The following is a 25,591-nucleotide window of genomic DNA, read 5'->3' on the forward strand; positions in this document are numbered from 1 at the left end:
TTCACCTCTTAATAATTAAATATGATGTAGCGCTTTTTCTGCAAGCTGCGAGAAATAATGTGCCGCGGGTTCGATTAATGCTTCATCAGGATTAAATGCCGGATGATGCAGACCAAAAGGACTGGCACTACCAATGCTGACAAACGCACCGGGAATATGCTGTAAATAGACGGCAAAATCTTCGCCGCCCATGTGCAGGTCCGCGTGCTGTGTTTCGTAGCCGGTTTCCCGCGCAATTGAGGTCGCAAAATCAGCCCAGCGTTCGTCATTCACCAGCGCCGTTGGCCCGGCATACCATGTGATATCAATTTGGGCATTAAAGGCGCTGCCAAATCCGGCAGCGATTTCCCCTACGCGCGCTTTGACATTTTGTTGAACTTCAGTGCGATGGGTACGTAATGTGCCTTCCAGCTCAACGCTTTCTGGCAGGACGTTCCAGGTGTTTCCGCCTTCGATGCGCGTGACGCTCAGCACCACCGAATCCAGGGTGTTGATGTTACGGCTCGCCACGCTTTGCAGCGCCGTTACCAGCTGGCTGGCGAGTACGATGGCGTCCGATCCTTCGTGCGGTCGCGCCGCATGCGCCCCTTTACCGGTGACGCGAAAAACGAATCTGTCGACGTTGGCGTAGAACGGCCCGCCGCGCGTGGCAAATGCGCCAACCGGTAAACCGGGTTCGTTATGCATTCCAAAAATGGCGCTGATATCCTGCAAGGCCCCCGCGCGCACCAGGCTTTTCGCGCCGCCAAAGTTCTCCTCAGCAGGCTGGAAAAGGATCCGAACCCGTCCCTGAAGATCCGCTTCGCGGGCTTTGAGCTGTAATGCGGCGCCCAGAATCACGCTGGTGTGCACGTCGTGCCCGCAGGCATGCATCACGCCGGGATTTTGCGAGCTAAATGCGACACCGCTGCGCTCCTCAATGGGTAGCGCGTCGATATCCGCACGCAGGGCAATGTGCTTACTCCCCTTGCCGATTTCGGCGACAATTCCGGTCTGCAGATCGTAGGGCAAAATATTGATATCAGCCGCCGAAAGCCACTGGCGCAGACGCGCGGTGGTTTCGACCTCTTGCCCGGAAAGCTCGGGATGGCGATGCAGTTCCCGACGCCAGTCGATCAGCTGTTTTCCGAGGCTCATACCAGCACCTCGCCGGCGAATTTTGCCTGCGCCAGCAAGCGCAGAGATTGCGTGCGGGCGCTGCCATCCGCGACAGGCGTATCAATGATGAATTCATCGATTCCATAGGTCTGGTGCAGCGCTTCCAGTTGCTCAAGCACCGCATCGGCAGTGCCTTTGATCAACGACTGCGCGCGGCGGGCAATGCGTAACGGCTCACTTCCAGCCTGACGGGCAAAAGCATAGGCCTGCTCTTCGCTGGCGACGGTGACACGCTGCCCGTTGGCCAGCTCAACGCCCCACACTTCGACTTTTTCAGCCAGGACATCAGCCTGCGCCTGAGTCGGCGCGACAATCGCCTGCACCGCCACAATGGCATGACGGATGCTGTTTTCACGCCAGGTTTTAAGCACATCGCGCAGAAGATTCGCGTCGCCATTGAGATGCGCGGCAAAGACAAAATCCCAGTCAAGCTGAGCGGCCAGACGCGCACTTTCGACACTCGCGCCCAACAGGAAACGTTCCGCTGGCACGGTGGGCAGCGGTGTCGCCTGCACGGCGTCCTGCTGCACGTCGGAAACCGGTGAAAGCCAGTGATTCAACTGCGCCAGTTGATCGGCAAACGTGCCCTTTTCCTGTTGATTAAGGCCCTGCTGCAACGCGCGCGTTGACAGCGGCAGCCCGCCGGGGGCTTTACCGACGCCCAGATCCACGCGTCCCGGCGCAATTGAGGCCAGCACGTTGAAATTTTCGGCCACTTTATACGGGCTGTAGTGCTGAAGCATCACGCCACCGGAACCGACGCGAATACGTTTTGTCTGGCCCAGGATCCAGGCAATTAGCAGCTCAGGGGACGGGCTGGCGAGTTGAGCGGTATTGTGGTGTTCGGCAATCCAGAAGCGGTGAAATCCGAGCGCTTCTGCCTGTTTCGCCAGACTTAACGTGCGCGCCAGCGCATCGGCAGGCGTTTCATTCACCGCGACGGGGCTTTTATCCAGAATGCTGATTCGCCAGGACATGTTGTGTTCTCGTTTGACTTAACATGTCGTCATTATTAAGGGGGGATTTCACCTCTGAGAAACAATTAATTTACATTTGGTTTGCCAAAAATCAGAAATACAAAGCCACGCTAAAGGGATGACTTCAATTCTGTGATGAGTTTCTCGGCGTCCTGACGTGATGTTATGCGCACAAAACGGATGTGTGCGTATTTTGGGTTTTCCATATCAGCGATATAACGTACGCGATTGCTGCGCCAGGTTTTGATCGTCCACAGCAGCACCGACTCGCGGTTAAAGAACGAGCGGCGGAAACTTTCACGATTGCCCGTGCCAGGCCACAACTCCTGTTGCGACCAGGCGCGCTTTGCCGCGCGCGATACCGCCTGCCAGAGCGTGCGAGCAAAACCGTAATCCACCCACACAATGATATCGATCTCGCGCCACTTCACTGCTCGCGTGCGGTTATAATTGCCATCCAGCACCCAGTCGGGCGAGGCGCTGAGAGCAATTTCCAGTGTAATCAGAAACTGATCGTCTGGTGTACCCTGCCAGTCTGGACGCCAGTACAAGGTGTCCATTTCGATATAGGGAAGGGATAATTCAGCGGCGAGCCGCCTGGCTAACGTCGTTTTTCCGCTGCCGCTGGTACCGATAAGATTGATTTTCACAAGATTGACCGAGGGAGTTCAGAAAGTGTACTGAACTATCATAACGTTTTATGAATGTTAATGAAACGTCACGTCGGTAAGCCAATTTTTCGCGCGCATTCATAAATACCTGCTTATTTGGCTTAAGTGGAGTATTTCATTTGCCATTTAAAATAGATAATTCATTTGTTTGCAATTTCATTACATAAGAGAACTTTAATAGATAAAATATATTTAATTTAGGTTCTTTCTTGTTCACCCCATTCTGTGGAAGAATGCGCAGGCCGTAATAAACAGAACAATAACTTTTGTCTTGCCTGAACATTTTTCGGGCGGCTTTTTATATTTTTGACATCACCATGGAGTTTTTCATGAGAAATAACACTCCTGTTACACAAAGCGAGTATTTGCTTAACGAAGAATCGACGCTTATGTCGACCACCAATACACACAGTCATATTACCTACGCTAACTCTGCCTTTATTGAAGCCAGCGGTTATAAAGAAGAACATCTTATTGGTGAACCGCACAATGTGATTCGCCATCCCGATATGCCGCCTGAGGCATTTGGTGACATGTGGTTTACCTTAAAGCAGGGCCAGAGCTGGACGGGGCTTGTCAAGAACCGTCGGGATAATGGCGATCATTACTGGGTTCGCGCTAACGTTACGCCGGTATACCAGAACGATACGCTCACCGGCTACATTTCGGTACGTAATATCCCACCCCGTACAGAGATAGAAGCCAGTGAACGTCTTTACGAACGTGTGCGTAATAATGAATTAAACGGTCATCGTTTCTTTAAAGGATTGGTTGTTCGCCGGGGTTTATTTTCATTCCTTTCACTTTTTAAAAAACTCAGCACGGCAAAAAGAGTGAACTATGGGATTGGAATGACTGCCCTTTTATCATTACTAATCATTTTGATCTCCCCCGAAAGGATAATGCAAAGCGGCGGACTTGTTGCGCTCTTTTTATTGCTTGGGGTTTATCTTAATACGCAGATCAGTCGTCCTGTCAAAACGATAGTTCGTCAAATGCAACATGTCGTTTCCGGGCGTAAAACGGATTATTACCATTTTGATCGCGTCGATGAAATTGGCATGATGATGCGTCTGGTGAATCAATCAGGTTTAAATTTACGCTCGCTTGTGGATGACGTCGGAACGCAAATCGCCGGGATAAGTACGATCAGTCAGCAGGTCGAGAAAGAAGGAGCTTCTCTACAGGCGCGTTCTGAAGAGACGGCGGATGACCTGCAGCAAACGGCCGCTGCCGTGGAAGAGATTGCCAGCGCCGTTCAGCAAACCGCCCAAACCGCAGGCGAAGCCATTTTAATGGCGGATCGTACCAGCGCCAGCGCACACAGCGGCGAAACGGCCATGAAGCAAACCATCGGCATGATGCAGTCGGTGTCGAAAGACAACAGTCAGATTGTCGACATCATTGGGGTCATCGATCGTATCGCCTTCCAGACCAATATCCTGGCCCTTAATGCCGCGGTAGAAGCCGCGCGCGCAGGCGAAGCTGGACGCGGGTTTGCGGTAGTCGCTGCCGAAGTCCGTAATCTGGCGCAGCATTCCGCTTCAGCGGCCAAAGAGATCAAAACGCTCATTGAGAAAAACGTCGCCAGCGTGAACGCGGGTGTGAATATGGTGGAACAAACCGAAACGCATCTCACAGCGATGATCGGCAATGTGCTGCAAGTGACGTCGCTTATCAAAGAGATCGGTCACGCCACGCAGGAACAGACCCTGGCGTTGACGCTCATTAACGAGTCGATTTCCCGTATTGGCACGATGACCCATAACAATACGGGCATGGTGGATAATGTGACGAATGCAGCGAATCACCTGACGCAGCGCACCACGCGTCTGCAACAGGCGATTGCGGTCTTCGGCGGTTAACGACCCTGGTACTCTTCGTCAGACACTTTTTCTAGCCATTCCACCGGGCTGCCGTTGACGGATTCGGCGATGGCGATGTGCGTCATCGCGGTCTGTGAGCTGGCCCCGTGCCAGTGTTTCACCTTGGGGGGTATCCAGGCGATATCCCCCTGATTCAGCACCTGCGCCTCTTTCCCCCACTCCTGCAACCAGCCTCTCCCTTGCGTCACGATCAGCGTTTGCCCCAGCGGATGGGTGTGCCACGCCGTGCGTGCTCCTGGCTCAAACGTCACCGTCGCACCCCCCACAGCCGCAGGTTCCGTGGCCTGAAATGGGGAATCGATGCGCACCGTTCCGCTAAACCAGGCCTCAGGCCCGCGAACTGACGGTAATGATCCACTGCGTATAATTTTCATGCTGCCTCCTGTCTGGATAGTGCGTTAACAGTAGCGCAAAGACAGGCGCAGCATTAGAGAGCATAATCAGAAAGGAACCATGAATTGAATTCATAAATGGAGTGGCAAAATGCTCAAAGACAATTTCAACGATTTGCTGTCGTTTATGGTGGTCGCCCGAGAGCGCAGTTTCACCCGCGCCGCCGCCCAGCTTGGTGTTTCGCAGTCCGCGCTTAGCCACGCGATGCGTAATCTTGAAGCCCGTCTGGACGTGCGGTTGCTTACGCGCACCACCCGCAGCGTCGTGCCTACCGAGGCGGGCGAACAGCTCCTGCTGCGCTTAACCCCGCATATAGTGGAAATCGAACAAGAACTGACGGCGCTGCGAGACAGGCGTGACCGACCCGCAGGCAATATTCGTATCAGCGCTGGCGAGCACGCCATGTCAGCCGTTCTGTGGCCAGTGCTGAAACCCTTTATGGCGCACTATCCCGACATCAATATCGAAGTGACGGTGGATAATGGCCTGACAGACATTGTGGACGGCCGTTTTGATGCCGGTGTGCGCTTAGGGGAACAGATCGCCAAAGATATGGTTGCGGTGCGTATCGCCCCGGATATGCGGATGGCTGTCGTCGGATCAGCCGCCTATTTCGCTCAATATGGCGTACCGCAAACGCCTGAAGCACTGGAAAATCATCGCTGTATCAATATGCGTCTGCCGACTTTTGGCGGCTTGTACGCCTGGGAATTTGAACAAGACGGGCGTGAAGTGCGCGTGCGCGTGGACGGTCAGTTGACGTTAACAGTCTGCCGCAACGCCTGGATGCGGCCGTTGCCGGATTGGGTTTGGCCTATGTTCCGGAAGACACCGTCGTCGATCGGGTGGCAGACGCGCAGCTGGTACGGGTGCTGGAATCATGGTGCCCGTCATTCGAAGGTTATCATCTCTATTACCCCAGCCGTCGTCAGCACACGACGGCGTTTACTTTACTGGTTGAGGCACTGCGAAATGAAAACGCTCAGTGGTCAACTATTAAGCACAACTGATGAATGAATTTACCCTCAACCGGTTTCTTCGTCTGAAATGTACTCATAATTCAGTACGTTGTTTACCTCTTCTGCTCTGACCACACGATTTCCTTCGACTTGCATCACTTTCAGCCTGGTAATATTTTGCCTCGCTTATCGATTGCGGGTAGGATGCTTCGCCATGTTTTGCCTTATCCATACGCAGAATGACTGGAAAGGCGGCATGTGCCAGTGCAGAAGCAATCGTTTGGTTCGCAGACTGCCAGCGTACGGACATCCCTAAGATGATTCAGACAGGTAAACAGGTAACTCAATGAAAACAAGCAATAAAAACGCAGCTGACCATCACGCTGCGAAACGTCGCTGGTTGAACTCTCACGAAGAGGGATATCACAAAGCCATGGGCAACCGTCAGGTGCAGATGATTGCTATCGGCGGTGCTATCGGTACAGGGTTGTTTTTAGGTGCAGGCGCACGTCTGCAGATGGCGGGGCCTGCTCTCGCACTGGTCTATCTGGTGTGCGGAATTTTCTCTTTCTTCATTCTTCGTGCGCTCGGCGAGCTGGTGTTACACCGCCCGTCCAGCGGCAGTTTTGTCTCCTATGCGCGTGAGTTCTTGGGCGAAAAAGCCGCTTACGTCGCGGGCTGGATGTATTTCGTTAACTGGGCGATGACCGGGATAGTCGATATCACCGCAGTTGCCCTTTATATGCACTACTGGGGCGCGTTTGGTGACGTACCGCAATGGGTCTTTGCCCTTGGCGCACTGGCGATTGTCGGTACCATGAACATGATCGGTGTGAAGTGGTTCGCCGAAATGGAGTTCTGGTTTGCGCTGGTAAAAGTGCTGGCGATTGTCATTTTCCTGGTGGTTGGTACGGTGTTCCTCGGCAGCGGAAAGCCGCTCGACGGCAATGCGACCGGCTTCCATTTAATCACCGATAACGGCGGATTATTCCCCCATGGCCTGCTGCCTGCGCTGGTGCTGGTTCAGGGCGTGGTCTTTGCCTTTGCGTCCATCGAACTGGTCGGTACCGCCGCGGGAGAATGTAAAGATCCGCAGACCATGGTGCCAAAAGCGATTAACAGCGTGATCTGGCGTATCGGCCTGTTCTATGTTGGCTCCGTGGTGCTGCTGGTTCTGCTGCTGCCGTGGAATGCTTATCAGGCGGGGCAAAGTCCGTTCGTGACATTCTTCTCGAAGCTTGGCGTACCCTACGTCGGCAGCATCATGAACATTGTTGTGCTGACCGCCGCGCTCTCCAGCCTGAACTCGGGTCTCTATTCGACAGGACGCATTTTGCGTTCCATGTCGATGGGCGGCTCGGCACCTAAATTTATGTCGAAAATGAGCAAGCAGCAGGTGCCTTACGCGGGCATTCTGGCGACGCTGGTCGTCTACGTTTTCGGCGTGTTCCTGAACTATCTGGTTCCTTCTCAGGTGTTCGAGATCGTGTTGAACGTGGCGGCCATCGGGATTATCGCCTCCTGGGCCTTTATCGTGGTGTGCCAGATGCGTCTGCGCAAAGCCATTAAAGAAGGTAAAGCGGCTGACGTGGCCTTCAAGATGCCGGGCGCGCCTGTCACTTCCTGGCTGACGCTGCTGTTCCTGTTCAGTGTTCTGGTGCTGATGGCGTTCGACTACCCGAACGGCACCTATACCATTGCGACCATCCCGCTGCTGGCGGTGCTGCTGATCCTTGGCTGGTTTGGCGTGCGTAAGCGCGTGAATGAGATCCACAGCACTGCGCCGGTGATGGTCGAAGATGACCAACACGACGGCCCACTGGTTGAAGAAACGTCGCGTTAAGCGTTAAACAAGCCATAAAAAAGGGAAGGCATCTGCCTTCCCTTTTCTTTTACAGCTAGTGCGATTACAGCACGATGCGAATCACATCGTCAGGCTGAGTGGCTTCTTGCTGACGGGTCGATTTCTGCTTCACCGTCACGTACAGCGTTTTGCCATCCGGTGACAGCGCCAGACTGTTTGGGAATACCGGCGTATCAAGAGTTTTGATGACTTTATAGGTTTTGGTGTCGATGATGCTGACTTTACCGGCTTCGCGGTGCGTCACATACGCTTCGTTACGGATCGGGTTAAACAGCACGGCCAGCGACTCTGGTGCGGCGATCTTTGCCATCACGCTACCATCTTTCAGGTTAACCACCAGCACTTCCGGCTGCTTTGAATCCGTCAGAAACGCGCGTTGCCCTGCGGTATCCAGACTCAGGTTCAGGTAAAAATGCTCTTTCCCGTCGTCCTGCACTTTTTTACGGTTTATGACTTTGTGAGTGGCGGTGTCGATCGTAATCAGTTCGCCGTCGGCATTGGTGGTGTACAACCGTTTTGCCTGCGCATCCAGCGCCAGACCGGTACTGTACGTTCCGGTATTCGTAATGGTGTCTTTCAGTTTCAGCGTTTCACCATCAATTACCCAAATCACGCTCTCTTTACCCACCCCGGTGATGTACACGGTATTGGTGGTGTCATCCGCCACCAGTTCGCGTGGCTGGAGAGGCTTAATAGTTTCGGTACGCTTACGATCGTCCAGCACCAGACGGCCTTTCAGTTCACCCGTTTTGGCATCAATCGCCGTGACGGCGCTGTTGGTCGTATTGCCAAACCACAGCGTTTGCGTCTTGCTGTTGATGGTTGCGCCGAAAGGTTTCAGATCGTTATGGATCGCCAGCGTCACGTCGAGCGTGACAGGATCAAGACGATACACCACGCCACCTTTGTCCGTTTTACGGCTTTGCGTGGTGGCCACCCACAGGGCATTTTCCTGCTGGCTCACGGCCATTTCGTATGCGCCCTTGCCTACTGCTTTGCGCAGCATCTCTTCTGCAGCATGAACATTGAACGAACCCGCGATCAGTAAAGAACCTAACAGCAGTGAACCACGCAGACGCGGCGAGCATAGATGAGGTAATGACATGACGACTCCCTTTGATAAAAAATGTGTAATGCCGACAGTGCTTCCTTGAGACGAAGTCATCGCTTCGTTATGTTTATTGTTGAGAATAGTAATCATTATTCCCGTGAATGTGGAGTCATTGTTTCCTGTTTCGCTCTCCGCCCTCTTTTTTATCTACACTTCTATTAACGCAATGTGCTGTTAAAGTTTTCATAATGTTTACAAAAGATTTACCATACGCACATGTGTTCCATTTGGTTCGTCACTTTCTCAACTGGCTTTTATTCATGAAAATCATTTCCGCCCGGCAGGCAACGCTCTCCCTATTATGGGTTCCGATCATCCTTGCCCCCGCAGTTGCGCTCGCCGCACAAGAACAAACGATGATCGTCAGCGCGACTCCGCAGACCGTTTCTGAACTGGATACTCCGGCCGCCATCAGCGTGGTCAACGGGGACGACATGCGTCAGGCCGCACCGCGCATTAACCTTTCGGAATCTCTCGGCAGCGTGCCCGGCTTACAGATTCAAAATCGTCAGAATTACGCCCAGGATTTACAGCTTTCGATGCGCGGATTTGGGGCGCGTTCGACCTTTGGCGTGCGCGGTATCCGTATGTATGTGGACGGTATACCGGCCACCATGCCGGACGGACAGGGACAGACGTCTAATATCGATCTTTCCAGTATTGAGAGCGTCGAAGTGCTGCGCGGTCCGTTTTCGGCGCTGTACGGAAACGCCTCGGGCGGCGTGATTAACATCGCCACTCAGACGGGTCAGCAACCGCCAACGATTGAAGCCAGCAGCTATTACGGCAGCTACGGCACCTGGCGTTACGGTATGAAAGCGACGGGGGCGATGGGCGATGGTACCCACGCCGGTGACGTGGATTACACGGTGTCGACAACGCGTTTCACCACCAAAGGCTATCGCGATCACAGCGGTGCGCGCAAAAATCTCGCCAACGCGAAACTCGGCGTGCGCATTGATGATGCCAGCAAGCTGACGCTTATCTTTAACAGCGTTGACATGAAAGCCAACGATCCGGGCGGTCTGGATTATCAGGAGTGGCGCGACAACCCGCGTCAGTCGCCGCGCGGCGATCAGTACAACACGCGCAAAACCATCAAACAAACGCAGGCGGGTTTGCGCTATGACCGTCAGCTAAGCGAGCAGGACGATCTCAGCGTGATGGCCTATGCGGGCGAGCGCGAAATGAAGCAGTATCAGTCGATCCCTTATCAGCCGCAGCTTCGCCCTACCCACTCCGGCGGCGTAATCGACATGCAGCGTCACTATCAGGGTATCGATACCCGCTGGACGCACCGCGGTGAACTGCTGGTTCCCGTAACGGTCACGACCGGTCTAAATTACGAAAACATGCGCGAAGATCGTCGCGGCTACGAAAACTTTGTTATGCGTAACGGCGTTCCTGATTACGGTGTGAAGGGCGATAAACGCCGCGACGAACGTAATCTGATGTGGAATGTGGATCCGTATCTGCAAACCAGTTGGCAGCTCACGCAAAAACTGTCTCTGGACGCGGGCGTGCGCTACAGCTCGGTGTGGTTCGATTCCAACGATCGTTACGTGCAAGGCGCAAACGGTGATGACAGCGGCGAGGCGAGCTATCACAAATGGCTCCCGGCCGGATCGCTCAAATATTCTGTGACCGACGCGTGGAATCTTTACGCTGCAGCGGGACGCGGATTTGAAACGCCGACCATCAACGAACTGTCGTATCGCTCCGGTAACCAGAGCGGCCTGAATTTTGCGCTTAAACCGTCAACCAACAATACCTACGAAGTGGGCAGTAAAACGCGCGTGGGGAACGGTTTGCTGACGGCTGCCTTATTCCGTACCGATACTGACGACGAAATCGTGGTTGATGCCAGTTCTGGCGGGCGCACCAGCTATAAAAACGCCGGAAAAACGCGCCGTCAGGGCGTGGAAGTGTCTCTCGATCAGCAGTTTGCCGAGAACTGGAAGCTGAAAATGGCGTGGACCTGGCTGGATGCCACCTATCGCACCAACGTCTGTTCTGACGCCGATTGCAACGGCAACCGCATGCCGGGGATCGCGCGCAATATGGGGTATGCGTCATTTGGCTGGCAGCCGGAAGAAGGCTGGTACGCTGGGTCTGATATTCGTTATATGAGTGACATTATGGCGGATGACGAAAACAGCGCCAAAGCCCCTTCGTATACGCTTGTTGGCCTGAATACCGGATACAAATTCAATTACGGCAATTGGGGAATGGACGTCTTTGGACGCGTCGATAATCTGTTCGACAAAGAATATGTCGGATCGGTCATCGTCAATGAGTCTAATGGCCGCTATTACGAACCGGCCCCAGGCCGAAACTACGGCGTAGGGATGTCTGTTTCATACCGATTTGAGTGATAAAAAACCCCGGCAACGCAGTGTTGCCGGGGGATTTTTACGCGGCTCTGGCGTTCTGTTCTAAGCGGAACGCCGCCACCAGTGACTCCAGCAAGCGCGCCTGATCTTCCAGCGCTCCCGCTGCTGAAGATGATGCTCCCACCAAAGACGCGTTCTGTTGCGTCGTGCTGTCCAGTTCCATTACGGCGCGGGATATCTGCTCAATTCCGCGGCTCTGCTCCTCAGACGCCGACGAAATTTCGCCCATAATATCGTTCACGCGCGTGACAGAATGCACCACCTGCTCCATGGTTTGCCCGGCCTTGGTCACCAGATCGCTGCCCGTTGTAATGCGCGAGACGGATTCACTGATCAGCAGTTCGATATCTTTCGCGGCCTGCGAACTGCGCTGGGAAAGACTGCGAACTTCACTGGCCACGACGGCAAACCCTCGGCCCTGTTCCCCGGCACGTGCGGCTTCGACGGCGGCGTTCAGCGCCAGAATATTGGTCTGGAAAGCAATGCTGTTGATCACAGCGGTAATGTCGGCGATTTTCTTCGAACTGGTGTTGATATCACTCATGGTGCTGACGACATCGCGCATCACCCGGCCGCCCTGGGTGGCGGTCTGTGACGCTTCCGCGGCCAGTTTGCTGGCGTGGCGCGCGTTATCAGCGTTGTTTTTCACCGTTGCCGTTAACTCTTCCATACTGGCTGCCGTTTCCACGACCGCGGCAGCCTGCTGCTCAGTGCGTGACGAAAGATCGGTATTTCCCTCGGCAATCTCACTCGCGGCCAGCGACACTTGCGCGACGCTGGTACGCACTTCGCCAATCATAGCACGCAGCTTGTCGTTCATGCGCCCCATCGCGCCCGTCAATTTACCGAGTTCATCATCACCCTGCGGGTGAATATCCGAACTCAGATCACCACTGGCAATCAGTTCAGCCAGCTGCAGATTGTGCCTGACCGGATGGGTAATCTGACGGGTCACCCACCATGAAACCAGTATGCCAAACAGCACGGCGACGACACCGACAATTGCGGTAATGGTGCTTGAGCTGTTGGCGAGAGAGTCGTTATGGATTTTCACCAGAGCAATAATTTCGCGAATAGACGCGCTGCTGTCATCACCTGCGGTTTTGACTTTATCTTCAGCAACTTTTAGCGCTTGCTGCGCGGTTGTATCGTCTTTATTCGCGTTAAGCGCGGCCATTGCGGTTTGCATTTCGGCAACGCTGCTTTCAAAACGCGCCAGGTTTTCGGCAATAGCATTAATAATGACGCCTTCCTGAGGAGTCCATTCCAGTGTTTTTGCTTCTGCTGTTATTTCCGCCGCGTGTTTAACGTATTTCGCCATTAACTGGCCCGATTTTTCGTCTCCGTTATACAGAAATTTAAGACGATTAATCTTGGCCTGAAAAACTTCGATGTTAACGTTATAAATAAGGTTGGTTTGTTGATAGACGTCGCGAATTTCTTTAAAGCGTAATACGCTCATGATGGTTGATACCGCCACCAGCAGCAATACCAGACCAAACCCCGCCGCGAGCTTTCTGCTCATTTTTATATTACGTAATCGTTGGCTGAAACTCATCTTCCTGCTCCTCAAAAGGCAAACGTGCCTGATCCTTTATCGGCAGGATTTTCGGTTAATGCATAGCCATCTGGTCTTATCTGTCACAGAAATGAAATAACGTTCCCGGCAAACATTCGTCACCGGGAAAATAATTAAAAATGGAGATGGTTTATATATAAAACTAAAACTGAATTAAATAACTCCCTAACTAAAATATTGTTGCAATAAGAGCGCCGTTGACTCATCGATCAGTTTATCTATCGCTTTTTGACAGGCAACGACATCACCGCGCTCAAGATCGTCCAGCAGTTGATCGTAACGATAAGGGTATTTCGCGATGTCGTGTTCATCTTCATGAAGATAGTTAAAACAGGGACCAATGCGCACCCAAAGTTGTTCAATCAGCGAGGTCAACGTTGGCATATGGGCAAATTCGTAAAGCCTGAAGCGAAATAGGCGGTTAGCATGCAACGCGCGTTGTGCATTGCCGTTACGCATCGCTTCATGAAATTTCTCCGCCAGATCGCGTAATTCTTGTACTTTGCTGGCAGACATATTTTCACACGCTGCCGCTACCGCCATGGTTTCAAGCTGTTTACGAATGGCGTTAATTTCGGTGTAGCGTTCGAGGGTGATTTCCGGTACCAAAAATGCCTGAGCGGGGGTCGCTTGTAACGCGCCTGCAGAGACCAGTCGCAACAGCGCCTCACGCACAGGAGTGATACTGGTGCCTAATTTATCAGCAATTTCTTTTGTAATAAGTCTCGCACCGGGTTTAAGTGCGCCAGCAATCAGCGCTCCCTTAAGACTGACCTCCACCTGCATAGTGAGGCTCAGACGTTGTGCTTTTTCCAGGTTTTCCAAATCAAGCATGTTAATTTCCTTCTGCTTAAAATAAGCGCTATTCACCGCCCCGTTTTGCCCCCTAACGGTGCTCGCCAGATATATCCTGTATTTTCATGCCTGGTGTTGGGAATGTCGCAAAAAATTCAAGAATGCAAAATGATGTTAATTCACACAGCTCATCTCACTCTATCGAGAGAGTGGATGGCTATGCTTGTATTATTAAAGACATTATAGTCAAAAATTAAGAATATATTATGGCGGATATTTCCGCCATATAAGCTTCAATCATTATCGTTCGCGACGCGAATGACGACTTTGCCGAAGTTTTTACCTTCCAGCAGCCCGATGAATGCCTCAGGTGCGTTTTCCAGCCCTTCTGTCACCTGTTCGCGGTACTGAATTTTGCCTTCTTTGATCCAGCGCCCCATCTCGGTCTGGAATTCATCAATGCGATGACCATAATCCTGAGCGATGATGAATCCCTGCACGCGCAGACGTTTTTTCAGAATTGTCCCCATCAGCAACGGTAAACGATCCGGCCCTGCTGGGAGTTCGGTGGCGTTATAGCCGCTGACCAGGCCACACACGGGCACGCGCGCGGAGGTGTTGAGCAACGGCAGCACCGCATCAAAGACTTTGCCGCCGACGTTTTCGTAATACACGTCAATGCCGTCTGGGCATGCTTGCGCCAGTTGTTGCGCAAAATCATCAGCATGATGGTCAAGACAATGATCGAATCCAAGCACCTCAACGGCATGACGGCATTTCTCCGCACCGCCTGCAACGCCGACCACTTGACAGCCTTTAATTTTGCCAATTTGCCCGACGGTTGCGCCGACCGGTCCGGTTGCGGCGGCGACCACCAACGTCTCGCCAGATTTAGGCTGACCGATATCCAGCAGTCCCATATACGCCGTAAAGCCCGGCATCCCCAGAATCCCAAGCGCCCACGAAGGATGCTCAAGATTTTCGCCAAGCTTAACAAGTCCTTTACCGTCTGACAGGTCATACTCCTGCCAGCCGCTGTAGCTAAGCACCCATTCGCCTTCTTTATAATCGGGGTGCCTGGATTGCTCTACGCGACTGACCGTACCGCCCACCATCACCGCGTCAATTTCCACCGGCGGAGAATAAGACGGCGCATCGCTCATACGACCACGCATGTAGGGATCGAGTGACAGCCAGATGGTGCGCAACAACACTTGCCCTTCAGCTGGCGCAGGGACGGATTGTTCTTCTAAGCGAAAATTGTCCCCAACCGGCGCACCGTGCGGGCGTGACGCTAGCACCAGTCGACGGTTTGTTTTTGCAGATTGACTCATGGTTCGCTCCTTTTTTTACAAATGACCTTTAAGACTAGACCCTGTTTGCGGTGACTGCCTTAACATTACGAGCCAGACTGATTCAGCCGAACCACCAGATAAACGCATGGCAGCTGGCTTTCATTGATAAAACGGCAGTCGTTGGGCGGCCCCAATTCCAGACAATCCCCCGCCTGCATTTCATGGCGGGTATCTCCCTCCTGGAACACCAGTTCGCCCGATTGCAGCCAGATCAGCTGCCGCGCCAGCGCATACGAGGACGCGGGCATAGGCACATCGCTGCCCGCCGGGAGCTCAACCTGGACCAAATCGATAGGCAAATCGGTACGCGGTGAAACATGACGTCGCAGATACTGGCTTTGCGGATCGCGCCAGACCGGTTGATTGGCGAAGCGTAGCAGTTTGCCCTCTTGCATTTCCGCGCGGGCAATCAACGTCGACATGCTGATACCGAACGCGCCGGAAAGACGGGCCAGAAGCGTCGCTGTCGGGCTGCTTTCACTGCGTTCAATCTTGTGGATCATGGCGCGAGACACGCCCGCCCGCTCGGCGAGTTCGCTCAGTGACCAGCCGCGCGATTCGCGCTCGAGGCGGATACGCGCACTGATCCGGTGATTCATGTCGTCTGGCATAGTATTCATGACGTCATACTATAGTGTATGAAATCGATTTCAACGCCCTGTTAATAACAAAAAAATATGGCTTATGCTGTCGTGTTTATCAACGTCGTTTGTATAATATTGTGATAAAACTGTACCACTATAGTGAACACTCTATCCTGAGGTCCTCATGATCATCCGCCATGCCAGTAAAGAAGATTGCGCCGCTATCGGCGAGATTTATAACCACGCCGTTGTGCACACTGCTGCTATCTGGAATGACACCACCGTCGATACCGAGAACCGCATTGCGTGGTTTGAAGCTCGCACGCTGATGGGGTATCCGGTGCTGGTCAGTGAAGAAAATGGCGTGGTCACGGGCTATGCGTCATTTGGTGACTGGCGTGCATTTGACGGATTTCGCCATACGGTTGAACATTCGGTCTACGTTCACCCCGACCATCAGGGCAAAGGAATTGGCCGTGAGCTGATGAAAGCGCTGATTGGTGAAGCGCGAAACATCGGCAAACACGTTATGGTTGCGGGAATTGAGGCACAAAATCACGGCTCAATTCACCTGCATAAGACGCTCGGATTTGTGATTACCGGGCAAATGCCGCAGGTCGGGACCAAATTTGGCCGCTGGCTGGATCTCACCTTTATGCAGCTTCAGCTTGACGAGCGCATCGACCCGGACTCGATCTGATGAATCAGTCATTGACGCTGGTCTTTCTGGTCGCCGCCGGGATTGGTCTGGTGGTGCAAAATACGCTGATGGTGCGCATCACCCAGTCATCTTCCACCATTTTGATCGCGATGCTGCTGAATTCGCTGGTCGGCATTGTGCTGTTCGTCAGTATTTTGCTGATTAAAAATGGCGTGTCGGGATTCAGCGAACTGGCGTCGACGATTCGCTGGTGGACGTTGATTCCTGGTTTACTGGGATCGTTTTTTGTCTTCGCGAGTATCAGTGGTTACCAGTACGTTGGAGCAGCCACGACAATTGCGGTACTGGTGGCCAGTCAGTTGATTGGCGGGCTGGTGATGGACGTGCTGAAAAGTCAGGGAATCCCCCTGCGTGCGCTGATCGGCCCGATTTGCGGTGCAGTTTTACTGGTGATTGGCGCCTGGCTGGTTGCCCGACGCCAGTTTTAAACTTTACAGGATGGTACCGCCTTTGGTGAGCTGCTCCTGTCGCGCTTCGGCATCTTCTTTGTAATGCTTGCCGTGATGGGCAATGGCGTTGCGCAGGCGCTGCTGCTGGGTATAACGATCTTCACGGCTGAGTTCCGCGTCCTCGCTCAACTCAACCAACAATTCATTCATATGCGTAATAACACTTTCTTCCACAGCGGCATCCACACGCGCCGTCACTTCATCCAGATGTGACATTGTCACTCCTTATGTATCTTTCCTCTCCCTTTCGGGAGAGGACATGTTCATTAGTTCAGCTTCGCTTTCGAGAAATCGCTGCCCATCAGGCTGACGCTATAACCCGTCACGTTGCTGCGCGTGGCGAAGAAGGTTTTGCCGTTCGCCAGCGCAATCCACGGCGCTTGCTGGTAGAAAATTTCCTGCGCCTGACCGTAGAGCTTGGCACGTGCGGCCGGGTCACTGGTCAACTTCGCTTTCTGCACCAGTTCATTGTATCCCTTATCGCACCAGCGCGCGGCATTTGAGCCGGTTTTGATGCTGTTACAGCCCAGCAGCACATCCGCAAAATTATCTGGATCGCCGTTATCGGACATCCAGCCAAACAGCGCAGAATCATGCTCGCCTTTACGCATGCCAGACAAGTATTCGCCCCACTCATAGGAGACAATTTTCGCCTTCACACCCACTTTCGCCCAGTCGTTTTGGATCATCTCCGCGATACGGCGGGAATTTGGGTTGTAAGGGCGTTGAACCGGCATTGACCACAACGTCACTTCCGCGCCCTGCTCAAGCCCAGCCTGCTTCAGCAGCGCTTTCGCCTTCTCAGGATCGTAGCTGTAGTCCTTCAACTCTTTGTCATAGCCCATCATATTTGGCGGAATCGGTGACTTCGCCACCGTACCGGAGCCCATAAAGACGGCGTTCACGATCGCTTTTTTGTCCGTGGCATAGTTAAGCGCCTGGCGTACCAGCACGTTATCAAACGGTTTTTTCTCGGTATTAAACGCCAGATAGCCGACGTTCAGCGCATCGACAGAGTGCAGCGCCAGATCTTTATTCTTCTTGATCACATCAAACTGCACCGGTGATGGCGCAGGAATGATCTGACATTCGTTGGTTTGCAGCTTCGCCAGGCGGGTTTCGACGTTTGGCGTGATGGAGAAAATCAGGTGCTTGGTCGGCACTTCGCCATCCCAGTAATTTGGGTTCGCGATATAGCGGATCAGTGAATCGACTTTGTACTGTTGCAGCACATAAGGGCCTGTACCGATAGGCCAGGTATCCACGTTGTCCGGCGTGCCTTTTTTCAGCATCACGTCCGCATATTCCGCAGACAGAATCGAAGCAAAGTCCATTCCCCAGTCCGCCAGGAACGCCGCATTCGGTTCGGTTAATACAAACTGAACGTGATAATCATCGACCTTTTTAACGTCATGAATCAGTTTATCCAGGCCGACATCGTTGAAGTATTCGTAGTTGCCCTTCGACACATTATGGTACGGATGTTTAGGGTCTTTCTGACGCATCACCGAGAAAATAACGTCATCGGCGTTAAAATCGCGCGTCGGTTTGAAGAATTTGTTGCTATTGAATTTCACCCCTTTACGCAGGGCAAAAGTATAGGTTTTGCCGTCGGGTGAAATAGTCCAGGACTCTGCCAGGGAAGGAACCGGTGTATTTTTCACCGGATCAAAGTTGATCAAACGGTTATAAAGCACCTGCGAGCTGGCGACGAATGACGGGCCTGAACTGGCAATTTGCGGGTTAAACGACTCTGGTGAGGCTTCAGAGCAATAAATAATGGTATCGCTTTTTGCCGCCCACGCAGCACTTGCCGGTAACAGTGTGCTCAGCGCTAATGCGAGCAGCGTTTTCCCTGTAGACATGGTTATAAGCCTTTTCAATTTTATTATATAGAGGGCTAATAACAGCACAGGGACGGAACAGTGGCAAATAACGAAACACTATCAGGTTATTCTAAAGCAGATAATTTCGCTGATTTTCTCGCCACTACCCGCGTATTGATTTGCCTTAAGTGCCATTGTTCGTCAAGTACTACCGTCATTTTCTATGCGTTAAGAAATCGCCCCTTTTGGCGTCTCTTCGCCCGTTTGCTTGCCCTCCGATGTCGTTAAAGTAGAGGCGTGAAAAAGTCTACAGGACCAAATCGTGGCAAAAACACTTTTACGCAGCGGCAATCTGGATGATTTTCAGGCCGTTGGCGGCGGCGGTCAGGCCGTATTTGAATCAGCATTGCAAATCCGTGAGGCGCTTCGCCTGCGCAAACAACAGGCGATCGTCGATTGTCTGGCCATTCCGCAAGTTAACGACGGCGGCGATCGCGTTGACTGGTATTCTCCCGTGGATGGCGCGGTCACCGGCTGGAGCGCCGCCGACGAAGACGCGCGCTTCCGCGCCCTGCGCTACCTGGAAAACACGATCTCCAGCGTTGAATCGCTGAGCAAAAAGAGCCTTCAGTCGCCTAAAACTGCGCAGCAGCTCTTCGGGTCTCTGCTTTCCAAAGCATTCCAGTTCCCCGGTGAAAATTTCATTTTCCTGATTGAAGGCAAGCCCGTTATCGCGTTTTGGGGTTTTGTAAACCTCAATGAGAACGCGCGCGAGGATGTTCTGGATTGCCTGCGCGAATCACTCGCGCCTGAACCAATGCCTTCTCCGATCGAGGAAGAGCCAGAGCCGGAACAGCTCCCAGTGGTGACCTTTGAAGAAGCGGACGCTCCGCTGATTGCCCCCACACCTGCGCCAGCCGTTGTGCCAGCGCCTGTGACCACGGCGGTGCTTCGCGTTACGGAAGATGATTTGTACGATGCACAGCCTGCTAAATTAGCAACGAGTGAGCCGACTGCACCCGCTCATCCTGAACCGGCAGCCGTGACGAAAAAGCGCCGCGTTCCACTCTGGACCTTGCCGGTTGCGGCGGTGATTGTCGCCGCGGTCGCGGCACCACTGCTGTGGCCGAAAGCGGCACCGTCAGCCGTTCCTGTTCCAACACCTGCGCCTGCGCCGGTGGCTATCGCGCCAAAACCGGTGCAGCCAGTAGCCGAAATCGCCATGAATCTGCCGCTCCATCAGGCCGAAATTTTGCCTGTTGCCGCGCCCGCCGTGACGCCCGCGCCGGTAGAAGAAGCAGTGATCATTTCAGCCATTCCAAAAGATGCACTGGTGATGGACGCCATGCAGGTGAAAACCGGTTCGACCAAATTCCTCAACGGGACCTGGCGCGCACTGCTTGACGTAAAAGACCCAATTACTGGCAAACCGCCGTCAATGCGTTATCAAATTCAGAACAATAAAGGCACGGCGCGTGTGGTTCACGGCGATAATGTTGTTTGCCGAACGGACATTTTCTCGGGGCTGCACAGTAACGGCGAGCTGATGATTAAAAGTCGCGGCAACGCGCGCTGCTCGGATGGTTCTCGCTACCCGATGCCAGAGATTGCCTGTAAAGCAGGGACTAACGACGTGGCAGAATGTACTGCCCGTTATGATGCCAAAACCGTCGTTCCGCTGACGTTCAAGAAAGCAGGTGCCTGATTCTATGCTGGTAAATCTTTGCGACTACAAACAAAGCGTCACGCTGATTGCGAACAGCGGCGTACAGTTTCTCGATTTCGGCCTGACGCCTCAGGACTCAGCCAGCCACGGGCGTTTTGTGCGTAAAACCGCCAACGGTCCCCTGCTACGCCTGAACTACGATCTGGTGAATGGCCGCTATACCCTGCCAGGCGCGGGTGGTGGTCATCCTGAAGTGGTGAAGCCGGAAAACACGATCCTGCTACATCAGTCACTGACGGTGCTCGACGGCGTCTGGTTGCCGGTGCCTTTCTTACGCTTTAACCCGCCGCGTACCTTTGTGGACGGCCCGGACAACTGGGCGCGCGTTCAGGTGCGTAAGCTGGAAACCCCTGACGGCGCAGGCAACACCCACCGTGTGACATTTGCGCTCGACAGTCAAATTGCTGAACACGCCACCCACGGATTGTCGCCAGTCGAGAACGATATTCTCAACGGCACCCGTTTCGCGCTGGCGTGGCGTGATGAGGAAGTACTGAATTTCCTCGATCAGACCTGGATTGACGGCTGGTTGCGCGAAGCGTTCACCGGCTATGCTACGGGCGTAGAAAACCGCTCGGATCGCGATCTGCAGCAGGCCATGCGCGGCTTTGAATATCAGGCCCACTGGCTCAACCTGATGACCATGCTCGGCGAGCAAATCACCGTCCCGGAAGTCAAATTCGTCACGCACACGCTCAGCACACCGGCGATCCCCGTCGATTTGATTCTGGATGTGGGCAACACCCACACCTGCGGCGTGATCATTGAAGATCATGGTGATGCCAACGACGGTTTACGCCAGACAGCCGAACTGCAGGTGCGCTCGTTAAGCGAACCTCAGTTCCTGAATGAGCCCCTGTTTACCAGCCGTCTTGAATTTTCTGAAGCCCGTTTCGGCAAGCAGCATTTCTCGGTCGAAAGCGGACGTGAAGACGCGTTCGTCTGGCCTTCGATCGTCCGAGTCGGTGATGAAGCGCGCAAGCTGGCGATGCAACGCCTGGGAACCGAAGGCAACAGCGGCATTTCCAGCCCGCGCCGCTATCTGTGGGATGAAACGCCGGTGGTTCAGGACTGGCGCTTTAGCCAGATGAATAGCAAAACCCAGCGCGAGCCGCTGGCGACCGCCTTCCCGCTGATGAACCTAATGAACGATGACGGGCAACCGCTGTTTACCCTGCCTCAGGATGAACGCTTACCGGTCTTTTCACCGCAATACAGCCGCAGCACGCTGATGACACATATGCTGTGTGAATTACTCGCGCAGGCGCTGGGTCAGATCAACAGCGTTGCCACGCGCTTGCGTCTGGGCTTCCCGGCCTCGCCGCGACAGCTCCGCACGCTGATCCTCACCCTGCCGTCAGCCATGCCAAAACAAGAGCGCGAAATATTCCGCCGCCGTATGTTTGAAGCCATCGCAATTGTCTGGAAAGCGATGGGCTGGCACCCGCAGGATGAAGACTTTGCCAGCCGCAAACAGCAGGATAAAAGCGTGATTCCCGTTCCGGAAATCCAGATGGAATGGGACGAAGCGAGTTGCGGACAGCTGGTGTGGCTCTATAACGAAGCCATTTCCCATTTCGGCGGTCAGACGGAAGCGTTCTTTGCCTCTCTCGCCCGCCCGGATCGCGAAGCCGAACCGAATGCATCGCCAGGCCGTGCGCTGCGTGTTGCCTCGATTGACATTGGTGGCGGCACAACCGATATGGCGATCACCCATTATCAGCTTGATGATGGCTCCGGCAATAACGTCAAAATCACCCCGCAACTGTTGTTCCGCGAAGGCTTTAAAGTGGCGGGCGATGATACGCTGCTGGATGTGATTCAACGCTACGTCCTGCCTGCGCTGCAAACGCAGTTGCAGAAATCCGGCATTGCCGACGCGTCCCTGCTGATGGCGTCGCTGTTTGGCGATTCCGGACGCATTGATACCCAGGCGGTATTGCGCCAGCAAACGGCGTTGCAGCTGTTTATGCCGATTGGCCACGCCATTCTGGCGGCCTGGGAAAGCAGTGATATCGACGATCCGCTGGCGGGTTTGCATGCCACCTTCGGCGATCTGCTGTCGCAAAAACCGACGCGCAACGTGATGAACTATCTGCAACAAGCCATTGATCATGCGCTGCCCGCAGGCTCTGCCGCCTTCGATCTGTTTGCCGTCCCGCTGCACGTGAATTTCCATGAAATGCAGGATGCGATGCTGGCCGGTCAGTTTACGCTGGCCGCCCCGTTGCACGCCGTTTGCGAAGCGATTTCGCATTATACCTGCGATATTTTGCTGATTACCGGACGCCCTGGCTGTCTGCCTGGCGTGCAGGCGTTAATTCGCCACCTGCAACCTGTTCCGGTGAATCGCATCGTCTGGCTGGATAAATACCGCGTCCATGAGTGGTATCCGTTCAGCCAGCAGGGCCGAATTGGCAATCCAAAATCAACGGCGGCTGTCGGGGCAATGCTGTGCAGCCTAGCCCTCGACCTGCGTTTGCCGCGCTTTAATTTTAAAGCGGCCGATATTGGCGCTTATTCCACCGTGCGTTATCTGGGGGTACTGGACAACACGGTCAATACGTTGCGCGAGGAAAACGTCTGGTATCAGAATATCGATCTGGACAAACCTGGCGCGAAGCTCGACACCAAACTGCATTTTCCGCTACGCGGCAACGTGACGCTGGGATTCCGTCAGCTGGAAAACGCGCGCTGGCCAGCCACGCCGCTGTATACCCTGAGCATTAACTCTGCGGAACTGGCGAAAGCCATCGCGGGAGACGGTGTATTGAACGTGCGCCTTAAATTGACCGGTGGAACCAAACAAGAAGGCCCGGAGGCCTTTGAGCTGAGCGATGCCTGGCTACAGGACGGTACTCCGGTTCCGCCTGATGCATTAACCTTTAAACTGAATACCCTGGCTGACCGCCGTCATAGCGGAAGTCATTACTGGATCGACAGCGGGAGCGTATATCTGAAATGACAGCGAAGACTGCCACCACTCAGGCCTTAATCGGGTGGATCAATGAGACGCGCCTGCACGCCCCGATGCTGGATAATGACGCCGACGCGCTGCTGGCCCGACTGACCTCGGTGCAAGCGCGTGAACAGGCGCTGGACCGCGCTATCGCCGGTCACAGCAGTATCGGATTGTATGGCCACTCTCAGGCCGCTAAAGCGCATCTGCTGGTTGCGCTGTGTGGAAGCAGCAGCGGACGACTGGATGTCGCGCCCGGTTTACGTACCTTTGACTATTTTTCACACCTGAATCCGGGGCATGCGCTGACCAATATGGCCGTGCGCTTTACTCCGTTCACACCGGCGGTGATGGATGATGCTTTCCCTATCCGTTTGAGCCTGGTGACCGAAGCCGAGCTGGTTCAGCTTTTCATTGCACGCACTACCGTACTGGGGTTGATTCGTCCGGTTGAGAAATCGGTCATAGAGGCGCGTGTGGAAAAATGGCGCGCACTGCGTCAGCCGCAGGGTGTGCCGGGAATGACGGCACAAGAAGTCGGTGCCATTGCCCGATTCTGGCGAAGCACCGTGCCGGGATCAGAGCAGCAAATGGATGATGCCCTGTGGCACCAGTTTGCGCAGCTCATTCCGTCGCTTGATTTAAGCACCCGCGCCAGCGTCTGGTCGCTGTTATGGGGTGAGCAACAGGAACTGACGCAGCAGTGGCTGAAGCTGGCGCACGTTCTGCATCAAACCGGCCATGCCAGCGAACTGGCCGCGCCGTTGAGTCTTTTGGTTGATAATTTTGGTCTGCCGAGCGAAGGGTTCCTGACGCGCGGTGAGTTCACCTCTCCTGAAGCGCAGGAGGCCGTGCTGCATCCGCTGAACGACGGCGAGATGTTGAATGCCATCAGCATTCCCGTCGACGTCCTGGCGTTTTTGTCCCGCGAACTGGTCCTCCCGGCAGAAAACAGCGTGCTGGAAAATGTCGATATTATTGATATCCCTGCCCCTTCCGATACCGAATTGTCGCCGCTGGCGCAGGCAAAATATGTCTGGTTGCTGGAACATTATCGCCAGCAGATGCAGCCGGATGTGCTGGTGATTTGCAACGCGACCGCACAGCACGAGCAGACTGCCAAAACGGCAAAAGCCCTGCTGAACTGGGTCAAAGAGACGCAAGCGGGTGAAGAGTCTGCGCTGCCGGGGCTGGTCTGGGCGATCACTCCGCATGATGCGCGCTTCACCACCAAACAAAATCTGGATGAAGCCGTACAACAGCTGCTCGGAAAACCGGGCCAGCGTTGGGGGACGTTGCAGGCTCTTGATGCGCACAGCATGCAGCGCGTCGTGGAATGGCTGATACAGGCGACGCTCCCCGCGCAGCGTCAGTCGCGGCTTCAGGCTTTGAAAACAGCACAGCAACGTGAACGACGTGCCTTGATGCAGAGCTATCTCGCGCCTGCGACAGTAAAACCGGAAGCACAGCGCACCCAGGCTGAAGCAATGGTCCGCGCATTGCAGAACAGCGCTGCGCGCCACGGCGAACTGCTGGAGGGCTTGCTGCCCCCGCTTAAAGCATTCGAAACGCTGCTTGCCGTTCAGCAGCCGCGTGAAGAACAGGTTAACGGGCTTTTCACCGACGTTATCGACCTGTTTGCTGATAATGCCAGTGAGGCTGGTGATGTTTACCAGACCAAAGATAAAGCGCGTCTGGCGCATCGCGTTTGGGTCAATCATCTGCGTCAGTGGAGTCGCAACGACGCGGCGGCCAGCAGACTGGGCCTGGACATCAACGTGCTGCCGCAGATAGCGGATACGCTGGTGTTGAGCAGCTACCGACTGGATCTTCCGAAGATGCTGCAGACCATTGTCGAAGCGGATAAAAGCAGCGCCGCCCAGCTGCATGCAGCGATTGGGAATTTCATCGGCTGGCTCGGTTACGCGCAGACCCCTGAGTCGTCTCGCCCGGCGAGCCGCGTGCGTAAAGGTCAGGCTATTTTCGTGACGCCCGTGGTCAGCAACACAACGCCACGACTCACCCGCCTGGGCGAGCAACCGGTTCATGCTGCGACGATTTATGTCTATGATTGGCTGGTCGCACTCTACACGCGCGCAATTGAAAATATTGGGTATCAACATCCGCACGACATCACGCCTGCAGCGCGTAAAGCGTTACTGGCGATTGTAAAATAGCGCCTGAC

19 protein-coding genes and 1 pseudogene are annotated in these 25,591 nt (G+C 54.1%); 9 read left to right on the forward strand and 11 right to left on the reverse strand.

Features of this window, described 5'->3' with window-relative positions; all coding sequences use genetic code 11:
- Positions 1–15: 15 nt before the first annotated feature.
- The 3 genes from ACKI5T_RS12685 to ACKI5T_RS12695 form a co-directional block, all read right to left on the reverse strand.
- Positions 16–1,137 carry an amidohydrolase gene (locus tag ACKI5T_RS12685; RefSeq protein ID WP_407437873.1) on the reverse strand — a complete coding sequence of 374 codons (1,122 nt, stop codon included), beginning with the start codon at positions 1,135–1,137 and terminating at the stop codon, positions 16–18.
- Positions 1,134–2,135 (reverse strand): LLM class flavin-dependent oxidoreductase, encoded by a 1,002-nt coding sequence (locus ACKI5T_RS12690; RefSeq protein ID WP_407437875.1) that lies wholly within the window; start codon positions 2,133–2,135, stop codon positions 1,134–1,136. The genes ACKI5T_RS12685 and ACKI5T_RS12690 overlap by 4 nt, the downstream gene beginning before the upstream one ends.
- Before the next feature lie 110 nt (positions 2,136–2,245).
- Positions 2,246–2,785, reverse strand: coding sequence for an AAA family ATPase (locus ACKI5T_RS12695; RefSeq protein WP_407437876.1), 540 nt, complete (start codon positions 2,783–2,785; stop codon positions 2,246–2,248).
- Between the two features lie 350 nt (positions 2,786–3,135).
- Here ACKI5T_RS12695 and ACKI5T_RS12700 point away from each other — a divergent pair, with 350 nt between their 5' ends.
- The gene (locus ACKI5T_RS12700) at positions 3,136–4,671 is read left to right on the forward strand and encodes a methyl-accepting chemotaxis protein (RefSeq protein ID WP_407437878.1); all 1,536 of its coding nucleotides are present in this window, start codon (positions 3,136–3,138) and stop codon (positions 4,669–4,671) included.
- Here ACKI5T_RS12700 and ACKI5T_RS12705 read toward each other — a convergent pair.
- On the reverse strand, positions 4,668–5,066 hold the full coding sequence (locus tag ACKI5T_RS12705) for a cupin domain-containing protein (RefSeq protein WP_407437880.1): 399 nt from the start codon (positions 5,064–5,066) through the stop codon (positions 4,668–4,670). The two genes, ACKI5T_RS12700 and ACKI5T_RS12705, sit on opposite strands and share 4 nt — an antisense overlap.
- Positions 5,067–5,175: 109 nt before the next feature.
- Between ACKI5T_RS12705 and ACKI5T_RS12710 the strand changes: the two are divergent.
- Together ACKI5T_RS12710 and ansP are read left to right on the forward strand one after the other, a co-directional pair.
- A pseudogene (locus ACKI5T_RS12710) lies at positions 5,176–6,095 on the forward strand (LysR family transcriptional regulator).
- A gap of 295 nt (positions 6,096–6,390) precedes the next feature.
- Positions 6,391–7,887, forward strand: coding sequence for an L-asparagine permease (gene ansP / locus ACKI5T_RS12715; protein ID WP_407437882.1), 1,497 nt, complete (start codon positions 6,391–6,393; stop codon positions 7,885–7,887).
- Between the two features lie 64 nt (positions 7,888–7,951).
- Here the strand turns inward: ansP and ACKI5T_RS12720 are convergent, their stop codons facing one another.
- The gene (locus ACKI5T_RS12720) at positions 7,952–9,013 is read right to left on the reverse strand and encodes a YncE family protein (RefSeq protein WP_407437884.1); all 1,062 of its coding nucleotides are present in this window, start codon (positions 9,011–9,013) and stop codon (positions 7,952–7,954) included.
- Positions 9,014–9,279: 266 nt separating this feature from the next.
- Between ACKI5T_RS12720 and pqqU the strand changes: the two genes are divergently transcribed.
- Positions 9,280–11,394: a TonB-dependent receptor PqqU gene (gene pqqU / locus ACKI5T_RS12725; RefSeq protein WP_407437886.1), complete on the forward strand. Its 2,115-nt coding sequence runs from the start codon at positions 9,280–9,282 to the stop codon at positions 11,392–11,394.
- A gap of 37 nt (positions 11,395–11,431) precedes the next feature.
- On the opposite strand, the gene ACKI5T_RS12730 is transcribed toward pqqU, so the two are convergent.
- From ACKI5T_RS12730 to ACKI5T_RS12745, 4 genes are all read right to left on the reverse strand, one after another.
- Entirely contained in the window at positions 11,432–12,970 is a 1,539-nt protein-coding gene (locus ACKI5T_RS12730) for a methyl-accepting chemotaxis protein (RefSeq protein ID WP_407437888.1), read from the reverse strand.
- Positions 12,971–13,156: 186 nt separating this feature from the next.
- Entirely contained in the window at positions 13,157–13,825 is a 669-nt protein-coding gene (locus tag ACKI5T_RS12735) for a GntR family transcriptional regulator (protein WP_407437975.1), read from the reverse strand.
- A 254-nt stretch (positions 13,826–14,079) separates the two neighbouring features.
- Positions 14,080–15,120 carry an NADP-dependent oxidoreductase gene (locus tag ACKI5T_RS12740; RefSeq protein WP_407437890.1) on the reverse strand — a complete coding sequence of 347 codons (1,041 nt, stop codon included), beginning with the start codon at positions 15,118–15,120 and terminating at the stop codon, positions 14,080–14,082.
- Positions 15,121–15,185: 65 nt separating this feature from the next.
- Positions 15,186–15,761 (reverse strand): helix-turn-helix domain-containing protein, encoded by a 576-nt coding sequence (locus ACKI5T_RS12745; protein WP_407437891.1) that lies wholly within the window; start codon positions 15,759–15,761, stop codon positions 15,186–15,188.
- A 148-nt stretch (positions 15,762–15,909) separates the two neighbouring features.
- Between ACKI5T_RS12745 and ACKI5T_RS12750 the strand changes: the two genes are divergently transcribed.
- Together ACKI5T_RS12750 and ACKI5T_RS12755 are read left to right on the forward strand one after the other, a co-directional pair.
- On the forward strand, positions 15,910–16,425 hold the full coding sequence (locus ACKI5T_RS12750; protein WP_407437893.1) for a GNAT family N-acetyltransferase: 516 nt from the start codon (positions 15,910–15,912) through the stop codon (positions 16,423–16,425).
- Entirely contained in the window at positions 16,425–16,874 is a 450-nt protein-coding gene (locus ACKI5T_RS12755) for a DMT family transporter (RefSeq protein ID WP_407437894.1), read from the forward strand. Before ACKI5T_RS12750 ends, ACKI5T_RS12755 begins: the two co-directional genes overlap by 1 nt.
- Positions 16,875–16,877: 3 nt before the next feature.
- Here the strand turns inward: ACKI5T_RS12755 and ACKI5T_RS12760 are convergent, their stop codons facing one another.
- Together ACKI5T_RS12760 and ACKI5T_RS12765 are read right to left on the reverse strand one after the other, a co-directional pair.
- Positions 16,878–17,111, reverse strand: coding sequence for a YdcY family protein (locus ACKI5T_RS12760; protein WP_012017496.1), 234 nt, complete (start codon positions 17,109–17,111; stop codon positions 16,878–16,880).
- A 50-nt stretch (positions 17,112–17,161) separates the two neighbouring features.
- Positions 17,162–18,760, reverse strand: coding sequence for an ABC transporter substrate-binding protein (locus ACKI5T_RS12765; protein ID WP_407437896.1), 1,599 nt, complete (start codon positions 18,758–18,760; stop codon positions 17,162–17,164).
- Between the two features lie 283 nt (positions 18,761–19,043).
- On the opposite strand from ACKI5T_RS12765, the gene ACKI5T_RS12770 reads away from it, so the two are divergent.
- From ACKI5T_RS12770 to ACKI5T_RS12780, 3 genes are read left to right on the forward strand one after another with little or no spacing between them, the layout of a single operon-like run.
- A complete protein-coding gene (locus ACKI5T_RS12770) occupies positions 19,044–20,426 on the forward strand; it encodes an SrfA family protein (protein ID WP_407437898.1) in 1,383 nt (460 codons plus the stop codon).
- Positions 20,427–20,430: 4 nt separating this feature from the next.
- Positions 20,431–23,412 carry a virulence factor SrfB gene (locus ACKI5T_RS12775; protein ID WP_407437899.1) on the forward strand — a complete coding sequence of 994 codons (2,982 nt, stop codon included), beginning with the start codon at positions 20,431–20,433 and terminating at the stop codon, positions 23,410–23,412.
- Positions 23,409–25,583, forward strand: coding sequence for a virulence factor SrfC family protein (locus ACKI5T_RS12780; RefSeq protein ID WP_407437900.1), 2,175 nt, complete (start codon positions 23,409–23,411; stop codon positions 25,581–25,583). Before ACKI5T_RS12775 ends, ACKI5T_RS12780 begins: the two co-directional genes overlap by 4 nt.
- Positions 25,584–25,591: the final 8 nt, after the last annotated feature.

This window comes from Lelliottia sp., assembly GCF_045627565.1.
Taxonomy (GTDB): domain Bacteria; phylum Pseudomonadota; class Gammaproteobacteria; order Enterobacterales; family Enterobacteriaceae; genus Enterobacter.

What these genes read in the sequence shown, in the direction of transcription:
- ACKI5T_RS12685 (WP_407437873.1), bottom strand. Translation starts at nt 1,137, where the DNA reads ATGAGCCTCGGAAAACAGCTGATCGACTGGCGTCGGGAACTGCATCGC.
- ACKI5T_RS12690 (WP_407437875.1), bottom strand. Translation starts at nt 2,135, where the DNA reads ATGTCCTGGCGAATCAGCATTCTGGATAAAAGCCCCGTCGCGGTGAAT.
- ACKI5T_RS12700 (WP_407437878.1), top strand. Translation starts at nt 3,136, where the DNA reads ATGAGAAATAACACTCCTGTTACACAAAGCGAGTATTTGCTTAACGAA.
- ACKI5T_RS12705 (WP_407437880.1), bottom strand. Translation starts at nt 5,066, where the DNA reads ATGAAAATTATACGCAGTGGATCATTACCGTCAGTTCGCGGGCCTGAG.
- ansP (WP_407437882.1), top strand. Translation starts at nt 6,391, where the DNA reads ATGAAAACAAGCAATAAAAACGCAGCTGACCATCACGCTGCGAAACGT.
- ACKI5T_RS12720 (WP_407437884.1), bottom strand. Translation starts at nt 9,013, where the DNA reads ATGTCATTACCTCATCTATGCTCGCCGCGTCTGCGTGGTTCACTGCTG.
- pqqU (WP_407437886.1), top strand. Translation starts at nt 9,280, where the DNA reads ATGAAAATCATTTCCGCCCGGCAGGCAACGCTCTCCCTATTATGGGTT.
- ACKI5T_RS12730 (WP_407437888.1), bottom strand. Translation starts at nt 12,970, where the DNA reads ATGAGTTTCAGCCAACGATTACGTAATATAAAAATGAGCAGAAAGCTC.
- ACKI5T_RS12735 (WP_407437975.1), bottom strand. Translation starts at nt 13,825, where the DNA reads ATGCTTGATTTGGAAAACCTGGAAAAAGCACAACGTCTGAGCCTCACT.
- ACKI5T_RS12740 (WP_407437890.1), bottom strand. Translation starts at nt 15,120, where the DNA reads ATGAGTCAATCTGCAAAAACAAACCGTCGACTGGTGCTAGCGTCACGC.
- ACKI5T_RS12745 (WP_407437891.1), bottom strand. Translation starts at nt 15,761, where the DNA reads ATGAATACTATGCCAGACGACATGAATCACCGGATCAGTGCGCGTATC.
- ACKI5T_RS12750 (WP_407437893.1), top strand. Translation starts at nt 15,910, where the DNA reads ATGATCATCCGCCATGCCAGTAAAGAAGATTGCGCCGCTATCGGCGAG.
- ACKI5T_RS12755 (WP_407437894.1), top strand. Translation starts at nt 16,425, where the DNA reads ATGAATCAGTCATTGACGCTGGTCTTTCTGGTCGCCGCCGGGATTGGT.
- ACKI5T_RS12760 (WP_012017496.1), bottom strand. Translation starts at nt 17,111, where the DNA reads ATGTCACATCTGGATGAAGTGACGGCGCGTGTGGATGCCGCTGTGGAA.
- ACKI5T_RS12765 (WP_407437896.1), bottom strand. Translation starts at nt 18,760, where the DNA reads ATGTCTACAGGGAAAACGCTGCTCGCATTAGCGCTGAGCACACTGTTA.
- ACKI5T_RS12775 (WP_407437899.1), top strand. Translation starts at nt 20,431, where the DNA reads ATGCTGGTAAATCTTTGCGACTACAAACAAAGCGTCACGCTGATTGCG.
- ACKI5T_RS12780 (WP_407437900.1), top strand. Translation starts at nt 23,409, where the DNA reads ATGACAGCGAAGACTGCCACCACTCAGGCCTTAATCGGGTGGATCAAT.